At 61.0% G+C, this 19,411-nt stretch carries 19 protein-coding genes and 4 tRNA genes; 19 read left to right on the forward strand and 4 right to left on the reverse strand.

Features of this window, described 5'->3' with window-relative positions; translation table 11 throughout:
• Nucleotides 1–162 precede the first annotated feature (162 nt).
• The 11 genes from rpsB (at nucleotide 163) to I6E04_RS00795 (ending at nucleotide 11,159) form a co-directional block, all read left to right on the forward strand.
• Nucleotides 163–915, forward strand: coding sequence for a 30S ribosomal protein S2 (rpsB, locus tag I6E04_RS00745; protein WP_235421190.1), 753 nt, complete (start codon nucleotides 163–165; stop codon nucleotides 913–915).
• Nucleotides 916–963: 48 nt separating this feature from the next.
• Entirely contained in the window at nucleotides 964–1,842 is an 879-nt protein-coding gene (tsf, locus tag I6E04_RS00750) for a translation elongation factor Ts (RefSeq protein ID WP_235421194.1), read from the forward strand.
• A gap of 126 nt (nucleotides 1,843–1,968) precedes the next feature.
• The gene (gene pyrH / locus I6E04_RS00755) at nucleotides 1,969–2,691 is read left to right on the forward strand and encodes a UMP kinase (RefSeq protein WP_235421196.1); all 723 of its coding nucleotides are present in this window, start codon (nucleotides 1,969–1,971) and stop codon (nucleotides 2,689–2,691) included.
• 2 nt (nucleotides 2,692–2,693) lie between these two features.
• A complete protein-coding gene (frr, locus tag I6E04_RS00760; protein ID WP_235421197.1) occupies nucleotides 2,694–3,227 on the forward strand; it encodes a ribosome recycling factor in 534 nt (177 codons plus the stop codon).
• A gap of 2 nt (nucleotides 3,228–3,229) precedes the next feature.
• Complete coding sequence (locus I6E04_RS00765; protein ID WP_235421199.1) at nucleotides 3,230–4,018, forward strand: isoprenyl transferase; 789 nt, start codon at nucleotides 3,230–3,232, stop codon at nucleotides 4,016–4,018.
• Nucleotides 4,019–4,152: 134 nt separating this feature from the next.
• Entirely contained in the window at nucleotides 4,153–4,923 is a 771-nt protein-coding gene (locus tag I6E04_RS00770) for a phosphatidate cytidylyltransferase (protein WP_235421204.1), read from the forward strand.
• Nucleotides 4,923–6,110, forward strand: a complete 1,188-nt coding sequence (gene dxr, locus I6E04_RS00775; protein ID WP_235421206.1) for a 1-deoxy-D-xylulose-5-phosphate reductoisomerase — start codon at nucleotides 4,923–4,925, stop codon at nucleotides 6,108–6,110. The genes I6E04_RS00770 and dxr overlap by 1 nt, the downstream gene beginning before the upstream one ends.
• Nucleotides 6,111–6,139: 29 nt before the next feature.
• Entirely contained in the window at nucleotides 6,140–7,507 is a 1,368-nt protein-coding gene (locus I6E04_RS00780; protein ID WP_235421208.1) for a M50 family metallopeptidase, read from the forward strand.
• Between the two features lie 52 nt (nucleotides 7,508–7,559).
• Entirely contained in the window at nucleotides 7,560–8,624 is a 1,065-nt protein-coding gene (gene ispG, locus I6E04_RS00785) for a flavodoxin-dependent (E)-4-hydroxy-3-methylbut-2-enyl-diphosphate synthase (protein ID WP_235421209.1), read from the forward strand.
• Nucleotides 8,625–8,759: 135 nt separating this feature from the next.
• On the forward strand, nucleotides 8,760–10,463 hold the full coding sequence (locus I6E04_RS00790) for a proline--tRNA ligase (RefSeq protein WP_235421507.1): 1,704 nt from the start codon (nucleotides 8,760–8,762) through the stop codon (nucleotides 10,461–10,463).
• A 117-nt stretch (nucleotides 10,464–10,580) separates the two neighbouring features.
• Nucleotides 10,581–11,159, forward strand: coding sequence for a haloacid dehalogenase-like hydrolase (locus I6E04_RS00795; protein ID WP_235421210.1), 579 nt, complete (start codon nucleotides 10,581–10,583; stop codon nucleotides 11,157–11,159).
• A 104-nt stretch (nucleotides 11,160–11,263) separates the two neighbouring features.
• Here I6E04_RS00795 and I6E04_RS00800 read toward each other — a convergent pair.
• The 4 genes from I6E04_RS00800 to I6E04_RS00815 all read right to left on the reverse strand — a co-directional run bounded on the left by I6E04_RS00800 (nucleotide 11,264) and on the right by I6E04_RS00815 (nucleotide 12,964).
• Nucleotides 11,264–11,339 (reverse strand) — tRNA-Ile (locus I6E04_RS00800).
• A 50-nt stretch (nucleotides 11,340–11,389) separates the two neighbouring features.
• Nucleotides 11,390–11,462 (reverse strand) — tRNA-Ala (locus I6E04_RS00805).
• A 92-nt stretch (nucleotides 11,463–11,554) separates the two neighbouring features.
• The gene (locus I6E04_RS00810) at nucleotides 11,555–12,637 is read right to left on the reverse strand and encodes an isocitrate/isopropylmalate dehydrogenase family protein (RefSeq protein WP_235421211.1); all 1,083 of its coding nucleotides are present in this window, start codon (nucleotides 12,635–12,637) and stop codon (nucleotides 11,555–11,557) included.
• Nucleotides 12,638–12,888: 251 nt separating this feature from the next.
• A tRNA-Ala gene (locus I6E04_RS00815) sits at nucleotides 12,889–12,964 on the reverse strand.
• Between the two features lie 165 nt (nucleotides 12,965–13,129).
• Between I6E04_RS00815 and I6E04_RS00820 the strand changes: the two genes are divergently transcribed.
• From I6E04_RS00820 to cmk, 8 genes are all read left to right on the forward strand, one after another.
• A tRNA-Val gene (locus I6E04_RS00820) sits at nucleotides 13,130–13,204 on the forward strand.
• Nucleotides 13,205–13,309: 105 nt separating this feature from the next.
• Nucleotides 13,310–15,340, forward strand: coding sequence for an ABC-F family ATP-binding cassette domain-containing protein (locus tag I6E04_RS00825; RefSeq protein WP_235421212.1), 2,031 nt, complete (start codon nucleotides 13,310–13,312; stop codon nucleotides 15,338–15,340).
• Nucleotides 15,327–15,623 carry a hypothetical protein gene (locus tag I6E04_RS00830; RefSeq protein WP_235421213.1) on the forward strand — a complete coding sequence of 99 codons (297 nt, stop codon included), beginning with the start codon at nucleotides 15,327–15,329 and terminating at the stop codon, nucleotides 15,621–15,623. The genes I6E04_RS00825 and I6E04_RS00830 overlap by 14 nt, the downstream gene beginning before the upstream one ends.
• A gap of 7 nt (nucleotides 15,624–15,630) precedes the next feature.
• Complete coding sequence (locus tag I6E04_RS00835; protein ID WP_235421214.1) at nucleotides 15,631–16,320, forward strand: site-2 protease family protein; 690 nt, start codon at nucleotides 15,631–15,633, stop codon at nucleotides 16,318–16,320.
• A gap of 52 nt (nucleotides 16,321–16,372) precedes the next feature.
• Nucleotides 16,373–17,170 carry a segregation and condensation protein A gene (locus I6E04_RS00840; RefSeq protein ID WP_235421215.1) on the forward strand — a complete coding sequence of 266 codons (798 nt, stop codon included), beginning with the start codon at nucleotides 16,373–16,375 and terminating at the stop codon, nucleotides 17,168–17,170.
• 2 nt (nucleotides 17,171–17,172) lie between these two features.
• Complete coding sequence (scpB, locus tag I6E04_RS00845) at nucleotides 17,173–17,880, forward strand: SMC-Scp complex subunit ScpB (RefSeq protein ID WP_235421217.1); 708 nt, start codon at nucleotides 17,173–17,175, stop codon at nucleotides 17,878–17,880.
• On the forward strand, nucleotides 17,870–18,736 hold the full coding sequence (locus I6E04_RS00850) for a pseudouridine synthase (protein ID WP_235421219.1): 867 nt from the start codon (nucleotides 17,870–17,872) through the stop codon (nucleotides 18,734–18,736). The genes scpB and I6E04_RS00850 overlap by 11 nt, the downstream gene beginning before the upstream one ends.
• A complete protein-coding gene (gene cmk, locus I6E04_RS00855; RefSeq protein ID WP_235421220.1) occupies nucleotides 18,733–19,410 on the forward strand; it encodes a (d)CMP kinase in 678 nt (225 codons plus the stop codon). Before I6E04_RS00850 ends, cmk begins: the two co-directional genes overlap by 4 nt.
• The last annotated feature ends 1 nt before the right edge of the window (nucleotide 19,411 follow it).

The raw sequence follows: 19,411 nt of genomic DNA on the forward strand, positions 1-19,411 counted from the left end.
GCGTAAGCCTGCTATCATGCTTCAGGTTGCGATTACTCGCAACGTATTCCATCACACACGCGCGGCTACTCGCCGGCCGTGGTGCCCGACACATCGGTAGCTTGAGGTCGGGTGGGCGGCGAGGTCGGATGCCGGCGCGGAGGCGAACCACAGGAGGTATCAATGGCTACCAAGATCAACATCCGTACCCTGCTCGAGGCCGGCTGCCACTTCGGTCATCAGACCCGTCGCTGGAACCCCAAGATGCGCCCCTACATCTTCGGTGAGCGCAACGGCATCTACATCCTCGACCTCAAGCAGACGATCGTCGAGGCCGACCGCGCCTACACCTTCCTCAAGAACACCTGCGCCCACGGCGGCAAGGTCCTGTTCGTCGGCACCAAGAAGCAGGCTCAGGAGGCCGTCAAGGCCGCTGCCGAGCGCGCCGGCATGCCCTTCATCAACCAGCGCTGGCTCGGTGGCATGCTCACCAACTTCGTCACCATCCGTTCCCGCATGAACCGCATGGAGGAGCTCGAGGGCATGGTGGCCGACGGCTCCATGGCGCTTCGCGGCAAGAAGGAGCAGGCCGTGCTCGGCAAGGAGCTCGCCAAGCTCCAGACCAACCTCGGTGGTGCCCGCGACATGAAGTCGCTGCCCGCGGCGCTGTTCGTCATCGACACCAAGCGCGAGGAGAACGCCATCAAGGAGGCCAAGCGCCTGCACATCCCCGTGGTCGCCCTCATCGACACCAACTCCGATCCGGATGATGTCGATTACGGCATCCCCTGCAACGACGACGCTATCTCCGCCGTTTCCCTGATGTGCGAGCTGTTCGCCGACGCCTGCCTCGCCGGCACCGGTAAGGAGCAGATCTCCGAGGCCGAGATGGCCGCTCCTGCCGAGGCTCCCGCCACTGAGGCCGCTGCCGAGTAACATCGTTTCGTACCTGTCGATCGTTCATCAAGTTCGAAAGGAACCAACATGGCTCAGATCACCGCCGCTATGGTCAAGCAGCTCCGCGAGATGACCGACTCCCCGATGATGGAGTGCAAGAAGGCCCTCGTCGAGGCTGACGGCGATATGGACGCCGCCGTCGACGTCCTCCGCAAGAACGGTATCGCCAAGGCCGCCAAGAAGGCCGGTCGCGCCACCAACGAGGGTGCCGTCGCCGCCTACATCGCCGAGAACGGTTGCGCCGGCGCGCTCGCCGAGGTCGCCTGCGAGACCGACTTCGTCAGCTCCAACCCCAAGTTCACCGGCTTCGTCGCCAAGATCGCCCAGGTCGCCTGCGAGACCGAGCCCGCCGACGTCGATGCGCTGCTCGCCACCGATATGGACGGCGAGACCGTGAGCGACGCCCTCACCGAGATGATCCACGTCATCGGCGAGAACATGAAGCTCACCCGCTTCGCCATCCGCAAGCCCGCCGCCGGCGCCGTCGCCAGCTACATCCACATGGGCGGCAAGATCGGCGCGCTCGTCGAGTTCGCCTTCGACAAGCCCGAGACCGCCGCGAGCGATGCCTTCAAGACCTTCGCTCACGACGTCGCGATGCAGGTTGCCGCCACGGCTCCGATCAGCGCCGTGCGCGAGGACGTGCCCGCCGAGACCATCGACCACGAGGTCGCCATCTACAAGGCTCAGGCTGCCGAGTCCGGCAAGCCCGAGGCCATTCAGGAGAAGATGGCCCTCGGCCGTCTCGAGAAGTTCTTCAAGGGCTTCGTCCTGAACGAGCAGGAGTTCATCAAGGACCCCAGCATCACGATCAAGCAGTACGCCGAGAAGGTCTCCAAGGAGACCGGCGACAACGTCCGCGTCGTCGCGTTCGACCGTCTCGTGAGCGGCGAGGCCGCCAACTAAGCAATCCTACGATGGGTTTCGAGCAGGCTATGGGGTGCACCTATAGCCTGCTTTTTTATGGGTCGACCGGAACGATCGCCCAAGTACGCTAGAATAGGTGCAATTCGACCTACGAAGGAGGACATCTTGTCTGAGTACCTCTATAAGCGCACGCTCCTCAAGCTTTCGGGTGAGGCTTTGATGGGGGAGGGTCGCTACGGTATCGATCCGCATGTCACCGAGCGTCTCGCCACGCAGATCAAGCATCTTCACGATGACGGTGTGGAGATCGGCATCGTCGTCGGCGGCGGCAATATCTTCCGCGGTCTTGCCGGTTCCGCCAAGGGCATGGACCGCGCACAGGCCGACTACATGGGTATGCTCGCGACCGTCATGAACGCGCTCGCCCTTCAGGATGCGTTCGAGCGCGTGGGCGCTCCCTGCCGCGTCATGAGCGCCATCCAGATGAACGAGGTCTGCGAGCCCTATATCCGCCGTCGCGCCATCAACCATCTCGAGAAGGGCGATATCGTCATCTTCGCCGCCGGCTCGGGCAACCCCTATTTCACGACCGACACCGCCGCCGCGCTTCGCGCCTGCGAGATCGGCGCCGAGTGCCTGCTCAAGGCGACCAAGGTCGACGGCATCTACGACAAGGATCCCGTCGCCCATGACGATGCCGTCCGCTTCGATCGCATCACCTACCATGAGGTGCTCGTCCGTGGTCTCCAGGTCATGGATACCACGGCCGCGGCCCTGTGCCAGGACAACCATATGCCGATCATCGTCCTCAACATCGAGGGCGAGAGCAATATCAAGCGCGCGCTCAAGGGCGAGCCCGTTGGAACCGTCGTCGTACAGGAGGATTAACCATGGCGGACATCACCACGCAAATGGACAAGACCATCGAGAACCTGAAGCACAACTTCGGTAAGGTCCGCACCGGACGCGCCAATGCCAACATCCTGTCCGATATCACCGTCGATTACTACGGCGTCGCCACCCCGATCACCCAGGTCGCCGCCGTCAAGACGCCTGAGGCGCACATGCTGCTCGTCGAGCCGTGGGACAAGGCGCTCGTGAACGCCATCGTCAAGGCGATCTCGGCTTCCGATCTCGGCATCACGCCCTCCTCCGACGGCACGGTCGTGCGCCTGCCGTTCCCCGCACCGACCGAGGAGCGTCGTCGCGAGCTCGTCAAGGAGTGCCGTGAGCTCGCCGAGCACGCCAAAGTCGCCATCCGCAACATCCGCCGCGACGCCAACAACAAGCTCGATCGCGACGAGGACCTGACCGAGGACGACGTCCGTCGCGAGCAGGCCAAGGTGCAAAAGCACACCGACGCCTATGTCGCCAAGATCGACGAGCTGCTGAAGGCCAAAGAGGCCGAGGTCATGGAGATCTGATCGTGCAGTACGATGAGGCAAAGCTGACGGAGTATCTGCTCGATCCCCCTTCGGACATCGACCTTTCCTCGCTCGATATGGCGCGTATCCCGCGCCATATCTCCTGCATCATGGACGGCAACGGCAGATGGGCGACCGCGCGCGGCATGGCTCGCACCGAAGGCCATAAGGCCGGTATCGTCTCGCTTCGCGAGATCATCACCGCCTGCGTCCGACTCGGGGTCGATGTCCTGTCCGCGTATGCGTTTTCCACCGAGAACTGGAACCGCCCCCAGCATGAGGTCAACCTCCTCATGCACCTGTTCGCCAAGACCTTCATCGATGAGCTTCCCCTGCTCAAGCAGGAGAACGTCCAGGTACGTTTCCTGGGCGATATCAGCGCCCTTCCGGCGCGCACGCGCGAGGTCTTCGAGTACGGTCTTGCGGAGTGCGCATCTCATACCGGCATGGTACTCGCACTTGCCGTGAACTACGGCGGCCGTGCCGAGCTCGTACGCGCATCCAAGCTACTCGCACAGCGCGTTCTCGAGGGTACGCTCGACGTCGAGGACATCGATGAGGCGTCCTTGTCCGAGCAGCTCTATACCGCCGGCCTTCCTGATCCCGAGCTCGTGGTCAGGACCTCCGGTGAGCTCCGCGTTTCGAATTATCTGCTTTGGCAGATCGCGTACGCGGAGTTCTACGTTACCGATACCTACTGGCCCGATTTCGATCGCTGGGAGCTCATTCGAGCTATCTTGGCCTTCCAAAATCGAGACCGGCGTTTCGGAGGGCTCAGCGCCAAGCGCTGATCCCATCCCGACGCAGTCGTTCAAGGAGCATCTTGTTGGAACCCGTTTCTAGGGGTGCGCGGAAGCAGACGGCACCCGATACCGAGTCACAAACATCCGGCCTGCACGGGCTTGTTGTCCGCACGGCATTCGGTTTGATCTACGCCGCCCTGTTCATCGGGTGCCTGCTGCTCGGTACGCTGCCGACCGCGCTGTTCGTCGCGGCGATGAGCTGGCTATGTTGTTTCGAGTTCTTCCGTATGATGCGTCTTGACGGCAAGGTCCCCAACGAGCTGCTCGGGCTCACCGCGGCGGTGCTGTTTCCGCTGTCTGCACTTGTCGATCCGCTTTGGCTGACCGCCTTGATCTTCCTGCTCGTCCTCACGCTTGGGCTTTGGTACGTCTTCTCGCCGAGGACCCGCATCGCGGATATCGCCGTCACGGCATTCGGACCGATCTACACCGGCTTCATGCTGTCGTCGATCGTATTGCTTCGCGATTCCATCGATGGTTTTCCCGGCGCGCTCCTGCCGATCGGCGTATGCGCGTCGCTGTGGGTGAGCGATTCGTTCGCCTATCTCGTGGGAAGCCGCTTCGGCAAGCACAAGATGGTGCCCAAGATCTCACCTCATAAGAGCTGGGAGGGCTTTTTCGGTGGTCTTTTTGGTTCCGTTATCATCTGGCTGATCCTTTTGGTGACCGGCCTGTACCGTATCGACCTCGCTTTCGCGGTCATCACCGGTCTTGCCGTGGCGATTCTCGGCGTCTTCGGCGACCTCCTCGAATCCCGCATCAAACGCGGAGTCGGAGTCAAGGATTCCGGCAATCTCATCCCGGGCCACGGCGGCATGCTCGATCGATCCGACTCGCTGATCTTCGGTTGCATCACCGCCTATCTCATTTTGAAGATCGGGGGCGTCATCTGATGACTCAAAGCGGCGTATCCTCCCCATCATCCGACCGTCTTCGCGTGGCGATTCTCGGGTGCACCGGTTCGATTGGAACGCAGGCGCTCGACGTATGCCGTCAGCATGCCGACAAGCTCCAGGTCGTTGCGCTCTCGGCGCATTCCGGTACCGAACGGCTCGTCGCCTCGGCGCGCGAGTTCGGCGTTCGGCGTGTTGCCGTGACCGACCCCGCTCATCGCCACGACCCCATCCTGCAAGACCTTCCCGATGCGACGAGCCTATCCGTCGGCGCGCAGGCTGCCGTGGATATCTGCCTTCATGACGATGTCGATTGCGTGCTCGTCGCCATCGTCGGGGCTGCCGGTCTTGCCGCGAGTGCGGCGGTCCTCGCCACTGACAAGCGCTTGGCGCTCGCGAACAAGGAGTCCCTGGTCGTCGGTGGCGAGCTGCTCATGCCCATGGTGTCACCGGGACAGCTGCTGCCCGTCGATTCCGAACATGCCGCGATTTTTCAATGCCTGCTCGGCGAAAACCCCCGTGAGGTACATAAGATCTGGTTGACGTGCTCCGGTGGCCCGTTCTTCGGTCGTTCGCGCGATCAGCTCGCCCATGTCGGTGTCGATGACGCGCTCGCGCATCCCACCTGGAATATGGGGGCCAAGATCACGATCGATTCGGCGACGCTTATGAACAAGGGGCTCGAACGTATCGAGGCCATGCATCTGTTCGGCGTCGGCATGGACGATATATGCGTTGTCATCCAACGGCAGTCTAAGATTCATTCGATGGTGGAATACGAAGACGGATCGGTCATCGCCCACCTTGGCGTATCGGATATGCGTATCCCCATCCAGTATGCGTTCTCGTATCCCGAGCGCTGGGCGTCACCGGCGCTTCGCATGGACTTCCGTGAGCTCGGCCGTCTCGATTTCGGCGCGCCCGATACGGACGCGTTCCGCTGTCTTGCTTTGGCCGAGCGTGCCGGTCGTATCGGTGGCACGCTTCCGTGCGTGCTCAATGCGGCGAACGAGATCGCCGTCTCCGCCTTTCTTGGTGGCACGTGCTCGTTCACCGATATCGACCGTATCGTCGAACGCTGCATGGACGATCACGACGCACAGCGTGTCCAGTCGCTGGAACAGCTCGCCGACGTCGACCGTTGGGCCCGCGCACGCGCCTCGCAGGTGGTCTCCGATCTTTCGTAAACCGCTCGGCTGACGATGGGATCTTGCCTATGACCGCCGTCTTCACATTCATCTCGTCGCTCTTTTGGGGCGTGCTCACGCTATCGGTGCTCGTGTTCATCCACGAGCTCGGCCATTTCCTTGCAGCGCGCGCATGCCATGTTCGCGTCACTGAGTTTTTCCTCGGCATGCCCTGCAGTAAGAATATCCATGTCGTCTCGAAGAGGACCGGCACCAAGATCGGCGTGACGCCGATTCTGCTCGGAGGGTATGCCGCGATCTGCGGTATGGAGGATTCCGAATCCGCCTATGCGCCCATGGTCCTATCCGCGATCCATCGGGCAGGCACGATTTCGTGTCAGCGATTGTCGACCGAGCTCGGTTTGGATATCGAGGTGGTCCAGGAGGCATGTGCCCAACTTGAGCAATGGGGTTCGATCGCCCCCGTCTACCTCGACGGCGACGGACCGCAAGGTCGCTATTATCCGAGCGCGTATGCGGCCATGCCTCGAGATGCGCAAGGGTACACCATCTATGACGGTCGTGCGTTCGACGCTTCGCATGCGACACGGCAAGGTGAGCCTTGGGATCCGTCGATGGGGGAGCGAGCGTTCTACTGTGCCGAACGCTCGCATACCTATGCCGGCAAAGGGTTCCCCAAACGCGTCTTCATGCTCGTCGCCGGTGTTGTCATGAACCTGTTGCTCGGGTTCGCCTTGCTCGTGTTCGTCTACTCGGTCATCGGATTCGACGTCGCGATCGATTCGAACGTGATCGGTTCCGTCGAGGAATCTTCGCCTGCGTCGCAGGCCGGCCTTCGTGCAGGCGATGAAATCGTCTCCATCTCCGATATCGAGACGGATTCCTGGACCGACATCCTTGCTGCTATACAGGAGTTGTCCGAAACGTCGGACGAACCCTCTTTCGCCATCACCTTCGAGCGCGACGGGGCTCTCGATACGGTGACCCTTTCGCCCGACGATGACGGCTTGGTCGGCATCGGCATCATGTACGAGCATCGTCGTCTCGGCGTCATCGATGCGATCCGCGTATCGGCGGACTACATCTACCAAACCGCTTCCGGCGTGATCCAGCTGCTCATCCCTTCGCAAACCATGGAAGTGCTCGATAACTCGACCTCGATCGTCGGCATTTCGGTGATCTCCGCGCAGGCGGCGGCAAGCGGACCTGTGGTCTACCTGACGTTTGCGTCGCTCATCTCCCTTTCGCTCGGCCTCATGAACCTCCTTCCCATTCCGCCGCTCGACGGTGGCAAACTGCTCTTCGAGGTTTTTCAGCTGATCGTCAGGCGACCGGTGCCCGCCAAGATAAAGAACGCGGTCTCGTATATCGGCATCGCACTGTTTTTGATGCTGTTCGTCTATATGTTCCAACAGGATATCGCGCGCTTGATCTGATGGTCCTCTTGCGATATCCCGCACGTATCATGCCCGTCAAGGAGGTTTTCCGATGGAGCAGGTAGCACCCCGTACGTTGACGCGCAAGGTTCACGTCGGTGACGTGGCCATCGGTGGCGATGCGCCAGTGGTCGTCCAGTCCATGACCTGCACGCCGACATCGGATACCAAGGCTACGCTCGCCCAGGTTCGCGCTCTTGCCGATGCCGGATGCGATATCGTCCGCGTCACCCTGCCCGATAAGAATGCCATCGACAGCTTCGCGCGCATTTGCGCCTTGAGTCCCGTGCCGATCGTCGCCGACATCCATTTCGATTATCGACTCGCCATCGCTGCCGTTCGCGCCGGTGCTGCCAAGCTCCGCATCAATCCCGGTAACATCGGCTCGTGGGAACGCGTGGATGCCGTCATCGATGCGGCGGGGGAGCGTGGCGCCGCCATCCGCATCGGCGTCAACGCCGGTTCGCTCGAGCAGGATATCGCCGAGCGCGATGATCTGACGCTGCCTCAAAAGCTTGTCGCGTCGTCGTTGCGCTTCGTCGATCATTTCGAGCAGCGGGGCTTTCGCGACATCGTGCTTTCCGCGAAAGCCCACAGCGTTCCCACGACGATCGACACCTATCGTGCGCTCTCGCGTGAACTTCCCGACATTCCGCTGCATCTCGGTGTGACCGAGGCGGGTACCGTGCGCCAGGGGACGATCAAAAGCTCTGTCGGACTGGGCGTTCTGCTCGCCGAGGGAATCGGTAACACCTTGCGCGTCTCGTTGACGGCCGACCCCGTCGAGGAGCCTCCGGTTGCATGGGGCATCCTCGAGTGTCTCGGTATCCGTCGACGCGGACCCGAGCTCGTGTCGTGTCCGACGTGCGGGCGAACCCAGGTGAACCTGATCCCGATCGCGCAGGAGGTGGAGCGCCGCCTTCAAAACGTCACCAAGCCGATCTCGGTCGCCGTGATGGGATGCGTGGTCAACGGGCCCGGTGAGGCCTCGGATGCGGATGTGTGCGTCGCATGCGGACGCGGTTCGGCGCTGCTGTTCCGCCATGGTGAGGTGATCAGGAAGATCGACGAGGACCATATCGTCGATGAGCTCATGCGTGAGATCGAATCGCTCTGAGCAAGCCCGGTGCTTACGCATACCTTGCGATATCGCCTGTTCGCACGGCCCCCATCGGGGTCCTGCGCTAGAATGCTGACCGTACGGCTTATTACGTTCTGAGGAGAAACCACCTTGGCGACCACCAAACGTGTTATGAAGATGTCGAACCTCTACGCTCCCACCTTGAAGGAGGATCCCGCCGAGGCCGAGCTCGCGAGCCATCGTCTGCTGCTTCGAGCCGGTATGATCCGCAAGGTCGCGGCCGGTCTTTACAGCTACCTGCCGCTGGCGTGGCGTTCGATCAGAAAGATCGAGGCGATCTGCCGCGACGAGATGGACGCGATCGGTGCGCAGGAGATGATGGCGCCGATCCTGACTCCCGCAGAGCTGTGGGAGGAGTCCGGACGTATCGGTGCATACGGCCCCGAGCTCATGCGACTCGAGGACCGTCATGACCGCACCTTCTGCCTCGGGCCCACGCACGAGGAGACGTTCACCGATCTTGTCCGCAACGAGCTTCGCAGCTACAAGCAACTTCCGTTGACGCTCTACCATATCCAGGATAAGTTCCGCGATGAGCTTCGTCCCCGATTCGGCCTCATGCGCAGCCGCGAATTCATCATGAAGGATGCCTACTCCTTCTCCGCGACCCAGGAGTCGCTGCAGGAGGTCTATGAGGACATGAAGGGCGCCTATGCGCGCTATTGCGAGCGCTGCGGCCTCAAGGCGCTTCCCGTCGCCGCGGATTCCGGCGAGATCGGCGGAGATTCCTCGATCGAGTACATGGCGCTTGCCGAGGCCGGCGAGGCGTCGCTCGTCTGGTGCGATTGCGGGTTCGCCGCCGACGATGAGGCTGCATCCACGACGGTGGTCGTCAGCGAGGGTCCGGGCGACGGCACGCTCGAGAAGGTCCATACCCCCGGTTTGGGCACGATCGAGGCGGTTGCCGCGTTCTTCGGATTCCCCGAGAACGGCACCCGCAAGTCCCTTGCGCTTATCGATGGCGACGGCGAGCCCGTCGTCGCCATCGTTCCGGGCGACCATGAGCTCAACGATATCAAGACGTCCAAGCTCTTCGGCGACTATCATCTCATGAGCGATGAGGAGCTCGAGCAGTTTGGCCTGCATAAGGGCTTTATCGGGCCCGTCGGTCTGCCCGCGGGGATCCGCTTGGTATGCGACGAGTCGCTGAAGTCCAGCACACGCTGGGCGTGCGGCGCCAACGAGGTCGACTACCACTACACCGGCGCCTGCCCCGATCGCGACTTCGCGGTCGATATGTGGGCCGATCTTGTGACGGTCAAGCCGGGTGACCCCTGCCCTCATTGCGGCAAGATCCTCCACGGCGGTCGCGGCATCGAGTGCGGTCAGGTTTTCCAGATCGGCACCGAGAAATACGCTGCCAAGATGGGTGCGACGTTCGCCGATGAGAACGGTCGCGAGCAGCCGTTCTATATGGGCTGCTACGGCATCGGCATCTCCCGTACCCTCGCGGCGATCGTGGAACAGCATCATGACGACGGCGGCATCGTGTGGCCCGTCTCGGTCGCACCCTACGAGGTCTCCGTCATCGCGCTCGACAAGAAGGGAGAGGCCTTCGACGCTGCTGCGGACCTTGCCGACCAACTGGCAGCCGCCGGTATCGACGTCGTGTTCGATGATCGCAAGGAGCGTCCGGGCGTGAAGTTCGCCGACAACGATCTCATGGGCTTCCCGTATCAGCTCATCGTCGGCAAGCGAGGCCTGCAAAACGGTACGGTCGAACTCAAGGTCCGTGCCGACGGCACACGCGAGGACCTCGTACTCGACGGAGCTGTCGCGGAGCTCGTCGCCCGCGTCGAGCGCGAACGTCGCTGATCCGCCTGCTTACGACTCGTGTAAGGGTCCCGTTAAGGGAGGGTATCGATATGGTCGATGCCCTCCCTTTGTCATATCATGACAAGATGTCCCATAGGAGAAAGGCCTACTCCGTCCATGCGTGTATTGGATTTCGACAACACCATATACGACGGGGAGAGCACCCTCGATTTCTACCTGTTCTCGTTGCGATACAACTTCTGGACGATCCGTTTCATCATCCCGGTCATCTACCATCTTATACGCTATCAGCTCTCGCGCAGCACGCGCGATGATCTCGAGCGTGCCATCAACAGGTACAGCCATAGCTATCTCGCATCATTCGATGACATCCCCGCCATGGTTCGGGCATTTTGGGATAGCCATATGCATAAGATCAAATCATGGTATTCGCCGCGACCCGATGACATCATCATCACCGCGTCGTTCAACTACACCATGGACGAGTTCGCCAAACGATACGGCATCACGCACTGCATCTACTCGACGATCGACTACGAGACGTTCGATCTGATACACCTGAACTTCGGTGACAACAAAGTCAAGGCGTTCAAGGAGGCCTACGGGGACGATGTGGTTCCCGATGAGTTTTACACCGACAACCTCGTCGATCTGCCGATGATGAGATACGCGAAGCACGCTTTTTTAATCAAGGGCAACACCGTCGTGCCCTACAAGTTCGACGAGGGCAAGTAGCGTCTCCATAGCATGAATGTCCTGATACGGTGCGCCGTCTGCCGGCGAAATCGATGATGGCGCATGAAAAACGCCGTCCAAGCATGTGGACGGCGTGCAAGTTCTGGTGGGCCCAGCAGGATTCGAACCTGCAACCCAGGGATTATGAGTCCCCTGCGCTAACCGTTGCGCCATGAGCCCGAAATAAAACAAAGCAGCCTCCGAAACCGGAGGCTGCGATATCTCTTGGGTGGAGACGAGGGGGATCGAACCCCTGACCTCTTGACTGCCAGTCAAGCGCTCTCCCAGCTGAGCTACGCCCCCAAGCGGTGCGCGAATTACTATACGGGACTTACGAAACGATTGCAAGGACAATTTTCAAATTTGTGGATTCGAGTCATAAACCCGTACGTCGGTTAGAGCGCAGCGATCACGGCATCGGTGAACTCATCCGTACCGGCCGCACCTTCGGTAGAGCCCGTCAGTGCGCGCTTGACGTCGGCGGTGACGTGCGTGCCGGCATCCAAGGCCGTGCGAATAGCGCGGCGGATCGTATCGGCAGCGGCATCTTCACCGAGATGATCGAGCAGCATGCACGCGGACAGGATCTCCGCGGTCGGGTTCGCGATGTTCTGACCGGCGATGTCGGGCGCCGAACCGTGCGTCGCCTCGAAGATGGCGCAGTTTTCCCCGATGTTCCCGCCGGGAGCCATGCCGAGGCCGCCCACGAGTCCCGCGGAAAGGTCGCTCACGATGTCGCCGTAGAGATTGGGGAGTACAAGCACGTCGAAATCCTCGGGATGCATGACGAGTCCCATGCATGCGGCGTCGACGATCTTATCGTCGAACTCGATATCGGGATAGCGCTTCGCGACGAAGCGTGCGACATCGAGATAGAGACCGTCGGTCGCCTTCATGATGTTCGCCTTATGGACGGCGGTGACTTTCGAACGGTTGTGACGACGCGCGTATTCGAACGCGTAGGTAAGGATACGCTCCGATCCCCATACGGAAATGGGCTTGATTGAAATCGCGGCATCCTCGCGAATCACGGCACCGGTTTGCTCGCGAACCAGGCAGCGCAGTTCCGAGGCGCCCGGATCGGTTGCCGGAAACTCGATGCCGGCATACAGGTCCTCGGTATTCTCGCGGATGATGACGAGGTCCACATCTTGATATCGCGAGCCGTCGCCCGGCATGGAAAGGCAGGGGCGGACGCAGGAGTAGAGGTCGAAGGTACGACGCAGTTCGACGTTCACGCTGCGGAAGCCGGTGCCCACCGGCGTCGTGATCGGGCCCTTGATGGCGACGCCGACGCTGCGGATCGCATCGATGACGTGGGCGGGGAGGGGGGTGCCGTATTGGTCGATCACGCCTGCGCCTGCCTCGAATTCATGCCATGTGATATCGACACCGGCCGCCTGAACGACGCGCTGCATCGCGCGCGTGATCTCGGGGCCGATCCCGTCTCCGGGAATAAGCACTACATCGTGGGTCATGGGAACACCGCCTTGACTCTATCGGGATCATGTATGGATGACATAATATTAGACGTATAAGCCACGGTTCGCTGCCATCAAACTGCAAGAAACACACCATTAAAATCGTGTCTCTCCGCTATCTTGGATTGCGACTCCCACCCGGTGATCGCCCATGTAAAATAACCCCAGGGGTTATTTTACATGGGCGATCACCGGGCTATGGTTACAAAAAAGAGGCTCCTGCATTGCAGAAGCCTCTGTATTGCCTATGGTGGAGACGAGGGGGATCGAACCCCTGACCTCTTGACTGCCAGTCAAGCGCTCTCCCAGCTGAGCTACGCCCCCAAGCGGTGCGCGAATTACTATAGGGGAACGGCTCGACGATTGCAAGGAATTCTTTGCAACTTTTTTACGGTCACCTTCAAACTGTGGAGTGCCGAGGATTCCCGGAAATTCGTAGTTGGCGATTGTCGATATCTGTGTTAGTATCTTTTTCGCCGAAAGGCAGATGGGCGTTTGGCTCAGGGGTAGAGCACATCCTTCACACGGATGGGGTCACAAGTTCAAATCTTGTAACGCCCACCATCGAACTTCAAGGGCTGCAGGCAACTGCAGCCCTTTTGCTGTATAGGCCTTGTGTGCCCGCTCACATCTCATGTGCACGCCGGCACGCTTCGGGTGGGATGAACCATGATTCTGCTTGTCGATAAGATCGAGAAGAGCTTCGGCGCCCGCACGCTTTTCAGCGGCGCGTCGTTTCAGATCAACGCGGGGGAGCGCTATGCGCTTGTCGGTCCGAACGGTGCGGGTAAAACCACGATGCTCAAGATCATCATGGGGATCGATTCCGCCGATGCGGGCACGGTGACCTATGCAAAAGACGTCAACGTCGGGTATCTCGAGCAGGAAACCAAACTCGCCTCCGACAAAGCGATCATCGATGAGGTCATGGATGCAGCCGTGGAGATCAAGCGATTCGGCGCGCGTGCCGAGGAGCTTCAGGCTGCCATCGCCCAAGCGACGGGCGACGAACCGGATTTCGAGGCGATGCTTGCCGAGTACGGCCATGTGCAGGACCGCTTCGAGCGTCTGGGCGGATACGAACTCGAAAGCAACACCCGGCAGATCCTTTCAGGACTCGGTTTCGCACCTCGCGATTTCCAGCGTCCCTGCTCCGAGTTCTCCGGTGGCTGGCAGATGCGCATCGCACTCGCCAAGCTCTTCCTACGTCGGCCCGACCTGCTGCTCCTCGACGAGCCCACGAACCATCTCGATCTGGAGAGCGTCCAGTGGTTGCGCGGTTTTATCGCATCCTATGAAGGTGCGGTCCTCATCGTCAGCCACGATCGTGCGTTCATGGATGCTTGCGTGGACCACGTCGCGGCGCTCGAGAACCGTCGCGTGACGACCTATACCGGCAACTACAGCTCCTACCTCAAGCAACGCGAGGATAATCTCGAGCAGATGCGCGCAAAGCGCGCCGCCCAGGAGCGCGAGATCGCCCATATGCAGGTCTTCGTCGACAAGTTCCGCTACAAGCCCACTAAGGCGGCGCAGGCACAGGAGCGCCTGCGCAAGATCGAGCAGATCAAAAGCGAGCTCGTCATCCTCCCCGAGGGTCACAAGCACGTCGACTTCAAGTTTCCCGATCCGCCTCGTTCGGGCGATATGGTCATCGCGCTCGAGAACGTCTCCAAAAGCTATGGAGCGAAGCGGATTTACGAAGGCATCGACCTCAAGCTGTACCGCGGCGATCATGTCGCGCTTGTCGGCCCCAACGGTGCCGGTAAATCGACGTTGCTCAAAATGCTCGCAGGTATCGAGCCGCCCACATCGGGTTCGCGAGAACTCGGCACGCATGTCGGCGTCGCATATTATGCGCAGCATCAGCTCGAAGGCCTGAAGGAATCCAACACGGTGCTTCAGGAGATCGATTCGGTCGCGCCGACATGGACGACGCCTCAGCAGCGCAGCCTGTTGGGAGCGTTTTTGTTCTCCGGCGAGGATGTCGATAAGCGCGTGGGCGTGCTTTCCGGTGGCGAGCGCGCGCGACTGGCGCTCGCTAAGATGCTCGTCGCCCCTGAGGCCCTTCTGTGCCTCGACGAGCCCACAAACCACCTCGATATCGATTCCGTCGATATGCTCGAGAACGCACTCACGCATTTTCCGGGGACCATCGTGCTCATCAGCCACGATGAGCATCTCGTTCGCGCCGTGGCGAACCGTGTGGTGGACATCCGTGATGGCAAGATGACCGTCTACGACGGCGATTACGACTACTATCTATACAAACGGGAAGATCTGGCTCAGCGCGCCGCACAGGAGGAACAGGCTGCCGCATCCGCCTCTGCAACCAAGCGGGGAGATAAGACAGCCGGCGAGCGCGTTCCGCGTCGCACACATACCGTGTCCACCGAGGGCGGCAAGAAGACCAAGGAGCAGAAACGCGCCGAGGCCGAAGCGCGTGCCACGCTGAACAAGCGGCTCAAGTCGACGAAGGCGCGCCTCGCCAAGGTCGATGCCGAGCTTGAGAAAAAACGCGCACGCTATGATGCCCTTATGGAATTGATGGCCTCCGAGGAGCTCTATGCCGATCAGGCGAAATTCAACGAGGCCCTTGCGGAATACAATACGCTGAAGCGGGAGATTCCCGCTCTCGAAGATGAATGGCTCGAGCTTTCGACGACCATCGAGGAGGAAACGGCACGTGGACTTGCATAGGGCGGCGGCGATCTCCTGCTCGATTCTCGCCTATATCTTGAGGGCTTTGGCGATCGCTCTGGGATTCCTCACGGTCATCCTGTGTTTTCCCGGCATCGGCGGTCGGCTCAACCTGACCGGCTTGGTCATCGACATCACGCAGGCGCTTCCCGATGTGATCTCCGGCTACGGTCTCATAACCTCGCCGTTCGGCGGGGTGTTCAGATTCGATTTCGCCCTCGTCATGGTCGTTTTGCTCATCGCAGATTACGTCCTGATCCGCGTAAGCCGTGCCATCCGATAGGAATGTCATGAACTGGAGCTACATCGCCTCTCTGCTCGTCACCGTCGTCGCCTTGATCATCGGTATCGTCATTCACGAGTGTGCTCACGCGCTCGTGGCGTACGTGCTCGGTGATCGCACCGCTCGGTCGCGGGGACGGGTGTCCCTCAATCCGATCCGTCATATCGACCCGTTCGGGACGGTTCTTCTGCCGTTGCTCATGATCGCCGCCGGCGGCCCGGTGTTCGCTTTTGCCAAGCCGGTTCCCGTCTACCTGAATAATCTGAAGCACCCGAAACGAGATGAGTTGCTTGTCGCCCTCGCCGGACCGATCTCAAACCTCGTCCTTGCGTGCGTTGGAGCTGTGCTGCTTCGCGTGGCTGCTCAAAACGCTGCGCCGTTGGCCGATTCGATCGGTGCGGCTGCGGTCGGGCAGATCGGCGTCTTTCTCATGTCGTTCATGTCCATCAACTTGTCGCTTGCGTTTTTCAACCTTATCCCGCTTCCGCCGCTCGACGGCTCCTCCATCCTCATTCCGTTCCTGCGCGGACAGGCGTTGCGCACGTACTACCGGATTCAGCGCTATGCGATGCCGATCCTCATCATCGTCTTATATCTGCTTCCGTCGGTACTCCACATCGACCTTGTCGGCATCTATTTCAACTTCACGCTCTACCCGCTCCTGAATGCGCTCCTCGCGTTTTCGCTCGGCTGGTAGTGCGCTAGAATCTTGAATCGATATCAACGTATGGAATCGAGGGAGGGATAAGGTGTCGTATCGTGTCTCGACGCAGGCCTACTCAGGTCCTTTCGACCTGTTGCTGCAGCTCGTGTCTCGAAACAAGGTCGACATCGGATCCATCTCGATCAGCGAGGTCGCCGATCAATATCTTGCCGAAGTCGACCGCCTCGAGGCGCTCGATCTGGATGTCGCGAGCGATTTCCTGCTTGTTGCCGCCACGCTACTCGACATCAAAGCATCATCGCTCGTTCCCGATGAGCGCCCTGCTTCCGACGAGGATGATGGGCTTGAGGAATATGCCGAGCTTGACGGTGACGCCCTGCGTGAGGTGCTGATCGCGCGGCTCATCGCCTACAAGCAGTTCAAGAGCGCCGCAGCGGCGCTCGCCGCGCGCATGGAGTCCGAGTCGCGCATGCATCCGCGCGTCGCGGGACCGGACCCGGAGTTTTTGAACCTCATGCCCGATTACCTCGCCGGCATCACCCTGCGCGGGCTTGCTGTCATCTGTGCCGATCTGGCCGGGCGAAGAGAGACGTTCCTGCTCGAGGCGGAGCACGTGGCGCCGCATCGCGTACCGTTGGAGCTCACCGTCGCCTCGGTCGATCGGCTCACCATGAACCGTCCCCATGTCACCTTCAAGGACCTGCTGGATGGCGACGCCACGACCGAGCAGATCGTCGCGACGTTTCTCGCTGTGCTCGAACTCGCCAAGCGCGGAACCGTGTCCGTTTCGCAGGAGGAGAACTTCGGAACCATCACCATCGACCGCATCGAGGGAGCGCCCGCGTATCGTCCCGGCGACGCCCTCGCCATTGAGGAGGCCTGATCATGAACGACCTCGAGACGCTCGATCAATCGTCGATCAAAGGCGCGCTGGAAGCGCTGCTGCTCGTTTCAAGCGATCCGGTGAGCGCATCCGCCCTGGCCGGCGCGCTCGATATCGCTCCCGGTGAGGCCGCCTCGCTTTTGGCTGAGCTCAAGGTGGAATACGAAGAGGCAAACCGCGGGTTCCAGCTGCGCGAGGTCGCCGGTGGTTGGCGCCTGTTCACCCATCCCGCGTACCACGACCAGGTCGAGGCGTTCGTCCTTTCGTGGGATACGCAGCGACTTTCGCAGGCTTCGCTCGAGACCCTCGCGGTTATCGCCTATCATCAGCCCGTTACCCGCGATACCGTCAAAGGCGTGCGCGGCGTCAACTCCGACGGCGTCATCTCGTCGCTTGTCGACAAGGGCCTCGTCCGCGAGGTCGGCCGCGACCCCAATCGCGGCCAAGCCATCCTCTACGGCACGACCAATGCCTTCCTTGAGAAGTTCGGCCTGCGCAGCGTTCGCGACCTGCCTGATCTCGAGCAGTTCGCGCCTGACGAGCAGACGCGTTCCTATATCCGGGAGCGCCTTTCCGGTCGCTCGATCCAATCCACCCTCGAGGAGACCGATGCCGAGCTCGAGGAGGAGCGTGAGCTGATCGACGATACCGACGATGACGACCTCGTCCTTATCGGCAATGTGACGGATGATGACTTCGATGAGCGATAGAAACGGCATGCCGCCACAAGATCCGGCGACCGGGGAGCTTATCGTGCCGATGCGCCTGCAGCGCTTTCTCGCCCGTGCCGGCGTCGCCAGCCGCCGTGGCTCGGAAGACCTGATGACTGCGGGGCGCGTCAGCGTGAACGGCATCGTGGTCACGGAGCTGGGAAGCAAGGTCGACCCCGCCCGTGACGAGGTCCGTGTTGACGGGCGTTTGATATCCCGTAGCCAGCAGCCGGCCTATCTGATGCTGTATAAACCCGAGGGCTACTTGACGACGATGAAAGATCCCCAAGGACGTCGATGCGTATCCGAGCTCGTGCCCACGACGCGCTATCCCGGTCTGTTCCCGGTTGGACGTCTCGACAAGGACACCACGGGGCTCTTGCTCTTCACGACCGACGGCGATCTGGGACAAAAGCTCCTGCACCCCTCGCGTCACGTCGTCAAAACCTATATCGCGGCCGTAGATGGCCGGATGCACGACCATGAGCTCGAGCCGCTTCGCCATGGCATCGTCTTGGACGACGGGCCTTGCAAGCCCGCGCAGGCACGCGTGCTCGATGACGATACGCCGGATCTTCCCTATGGATTCCCGAGAGGGGAGCGGGGCACCTCGCTTGTCGAGATCAAGATCAGCGAGGGGCGCAAACATCAGGTGAAGCGCATGCTCGGCTCCATCCATCATCCGGTGCTACGACTCCACCGCACGAGCTTCGGTCCGCTGCATCTTGACGGAATCGAGCCGGGCAGCTGGCGTGCACTGACGCCCGCGGAAATTGCGGAACTGAGACGCACAATCGACCGATCCGAGGGTAAGACCTCGGAACCATCGCGACATCACGGAAAGGATCGCGCATGATCATAGCAATCGATGGGCCCGCTGGGTCGGGCAAGTCGACCATCGCAGACGTTCTGGCGAAGCGCTTCGGCTTCATCAAGCTGGACACCGGGGCGATGTACCGCACCGTCGCCTTCGTCTGCGCCGATGAAGGTGTCGATCTCGATGACGCCGATGCCGTCATCGGCGTCGCCAACAGGCTGTCGATCACGTTCGACACGTCGACCGAACCCGCCCGTGTCTTTGCCGACGGGCGGGACGTGACGGTCGAGATCCGCACGCCGGAAACCGACCGTATCGTATCCAAGGTATCTGCTTACCCGGGTGTTCGCCAGGCGCTCCTTTCCTGTCAGCGGGATTTTGCCGACAGCCGCGACATCGTCGCCGAGGGCCGCGATATCGGCACCGTCGTCTTCCCGCATGCCGACGTCAAGGTGTTCCTCACCGCCGATCCCCGTGAGCGGGCCCGCCGTCGCGTGTTGCAGCGCCACCCCGATGCCGACGAGCGCGATCCCAAGATCGCGCAGGAAGTCGAGCAGACGCTCGTCGACCTCGAACGACGCGATGCACTCGACGCAAGTCGCCAGGCTGCTCCGCTCAAACCGGCACAGGATGCCGTCCATATCGATTCGACCGCATCGACGATCGACGATATCGTCGATCGCATCTCCAAGCTTGCCCACGTCAGGAGATAGC

This window comes from Collinsella tanakaei, from assembly GCF_021531055.1.
GTDB lineage: Bacteria > Actinomycetota > Coriobacteriia > Coriobacteriales > Coriobacteriaceae > Collinsella > Collinsella tanakaei_B.

Bases quoted from the DNA above. Each gene is read 5' to 3' on its own strand.
- rpsB (WP_235421190.1), top strand. From the start codon at position 163: ATGGCTACCAAGATCAACATCCGTACCCTGCTCGAGGCCGGCTGCCAC.
- tsf (WP_235421194.1), top strand. From the start codon at position 964: ATGGCTCAGATCACCGCCGCTATGGTCAAGCAGCTCCGCGAGATGACC.
- frr (WP_235421197.1), top strand. From the start codon at position 2,694: ATGGCGGACATCACCACGCAAATGGACAAGACCATCGAGAACCTGAAG.
- dxr (WP_235421206.1), top strand. From the start codon at position 4,923: ATGACTCAAAGCGGCGTATCCTCCCCATCATCCGACCGTCTTCGCGTG.
- I6E04_RS00780 (WP_235421208.1), top strand. From the start codon at position 6,140: ATGACCGCCGTCTTCACATTCATCTCGTCGCTCTTTTGGGGCGTGCTC.
- ispG (WP_235421209.1), top strand. From the start codon at position 7,560: ATGGAGCAGGTAGCACCCCGTACGTTGACGCGCAAGGTTCACGTCGGT.
- I6E04_RS00790 (WP_235421507.1), top strand. From the start codon at position 8,760: ATGAAGATGTCGAACCTCTACGCTCCCACCTTGAAGGAGGATCCCGCC.
- I6E04_RS00795 (WP_235421210.1), top strand. From the start codon at position 10,581: ATGCGTGTATTGGATTTCGACAACACCATATACGACGGGGAGAGCACC.
- I6E04_RS00810 (WP_235421211.1), bottom strand. From the start codon at position 12,637: ATGACCCACGATGTAGTGCTTATTCCCGGAGACGGGATCGGCCCCGAG.
- I6E04_RS00825 (WP_235421212.1), top strand. From the start codon at position 13,310: ATGATTCTGCTTGTCGATAAGATCGAGAAGAGCTTCGGCGCCCGCACG.
- I6E04_RS00835 (WP_235421214.1), top strand. From the start codon at position 15,631: ATGAACTGGAGCTACATCGCCTCTCTGCTCGTCACCGTCGTCGCCTTG.
- scpB (WP_235421217.1), top strand. From the start codon at position 17,173: ATGAACGACCTCGAGACGCTCGATCAATCGTCGATCAAAGGCGCGCTG.
- I6E04_RS00850 (WP_235421219.1), top strand. From the start codon at position 17,870: ATGAGCGATAGAAACGGCATGCCGCCACAAGATCCGGCGACCGGGGAG.
- cmk (WP_235421220.1), top strand. From the start codon at position 18,733: ATGATCATAGCAATCGATGGGCCCGCTGGGTCGGGCAAGTCGACCATC.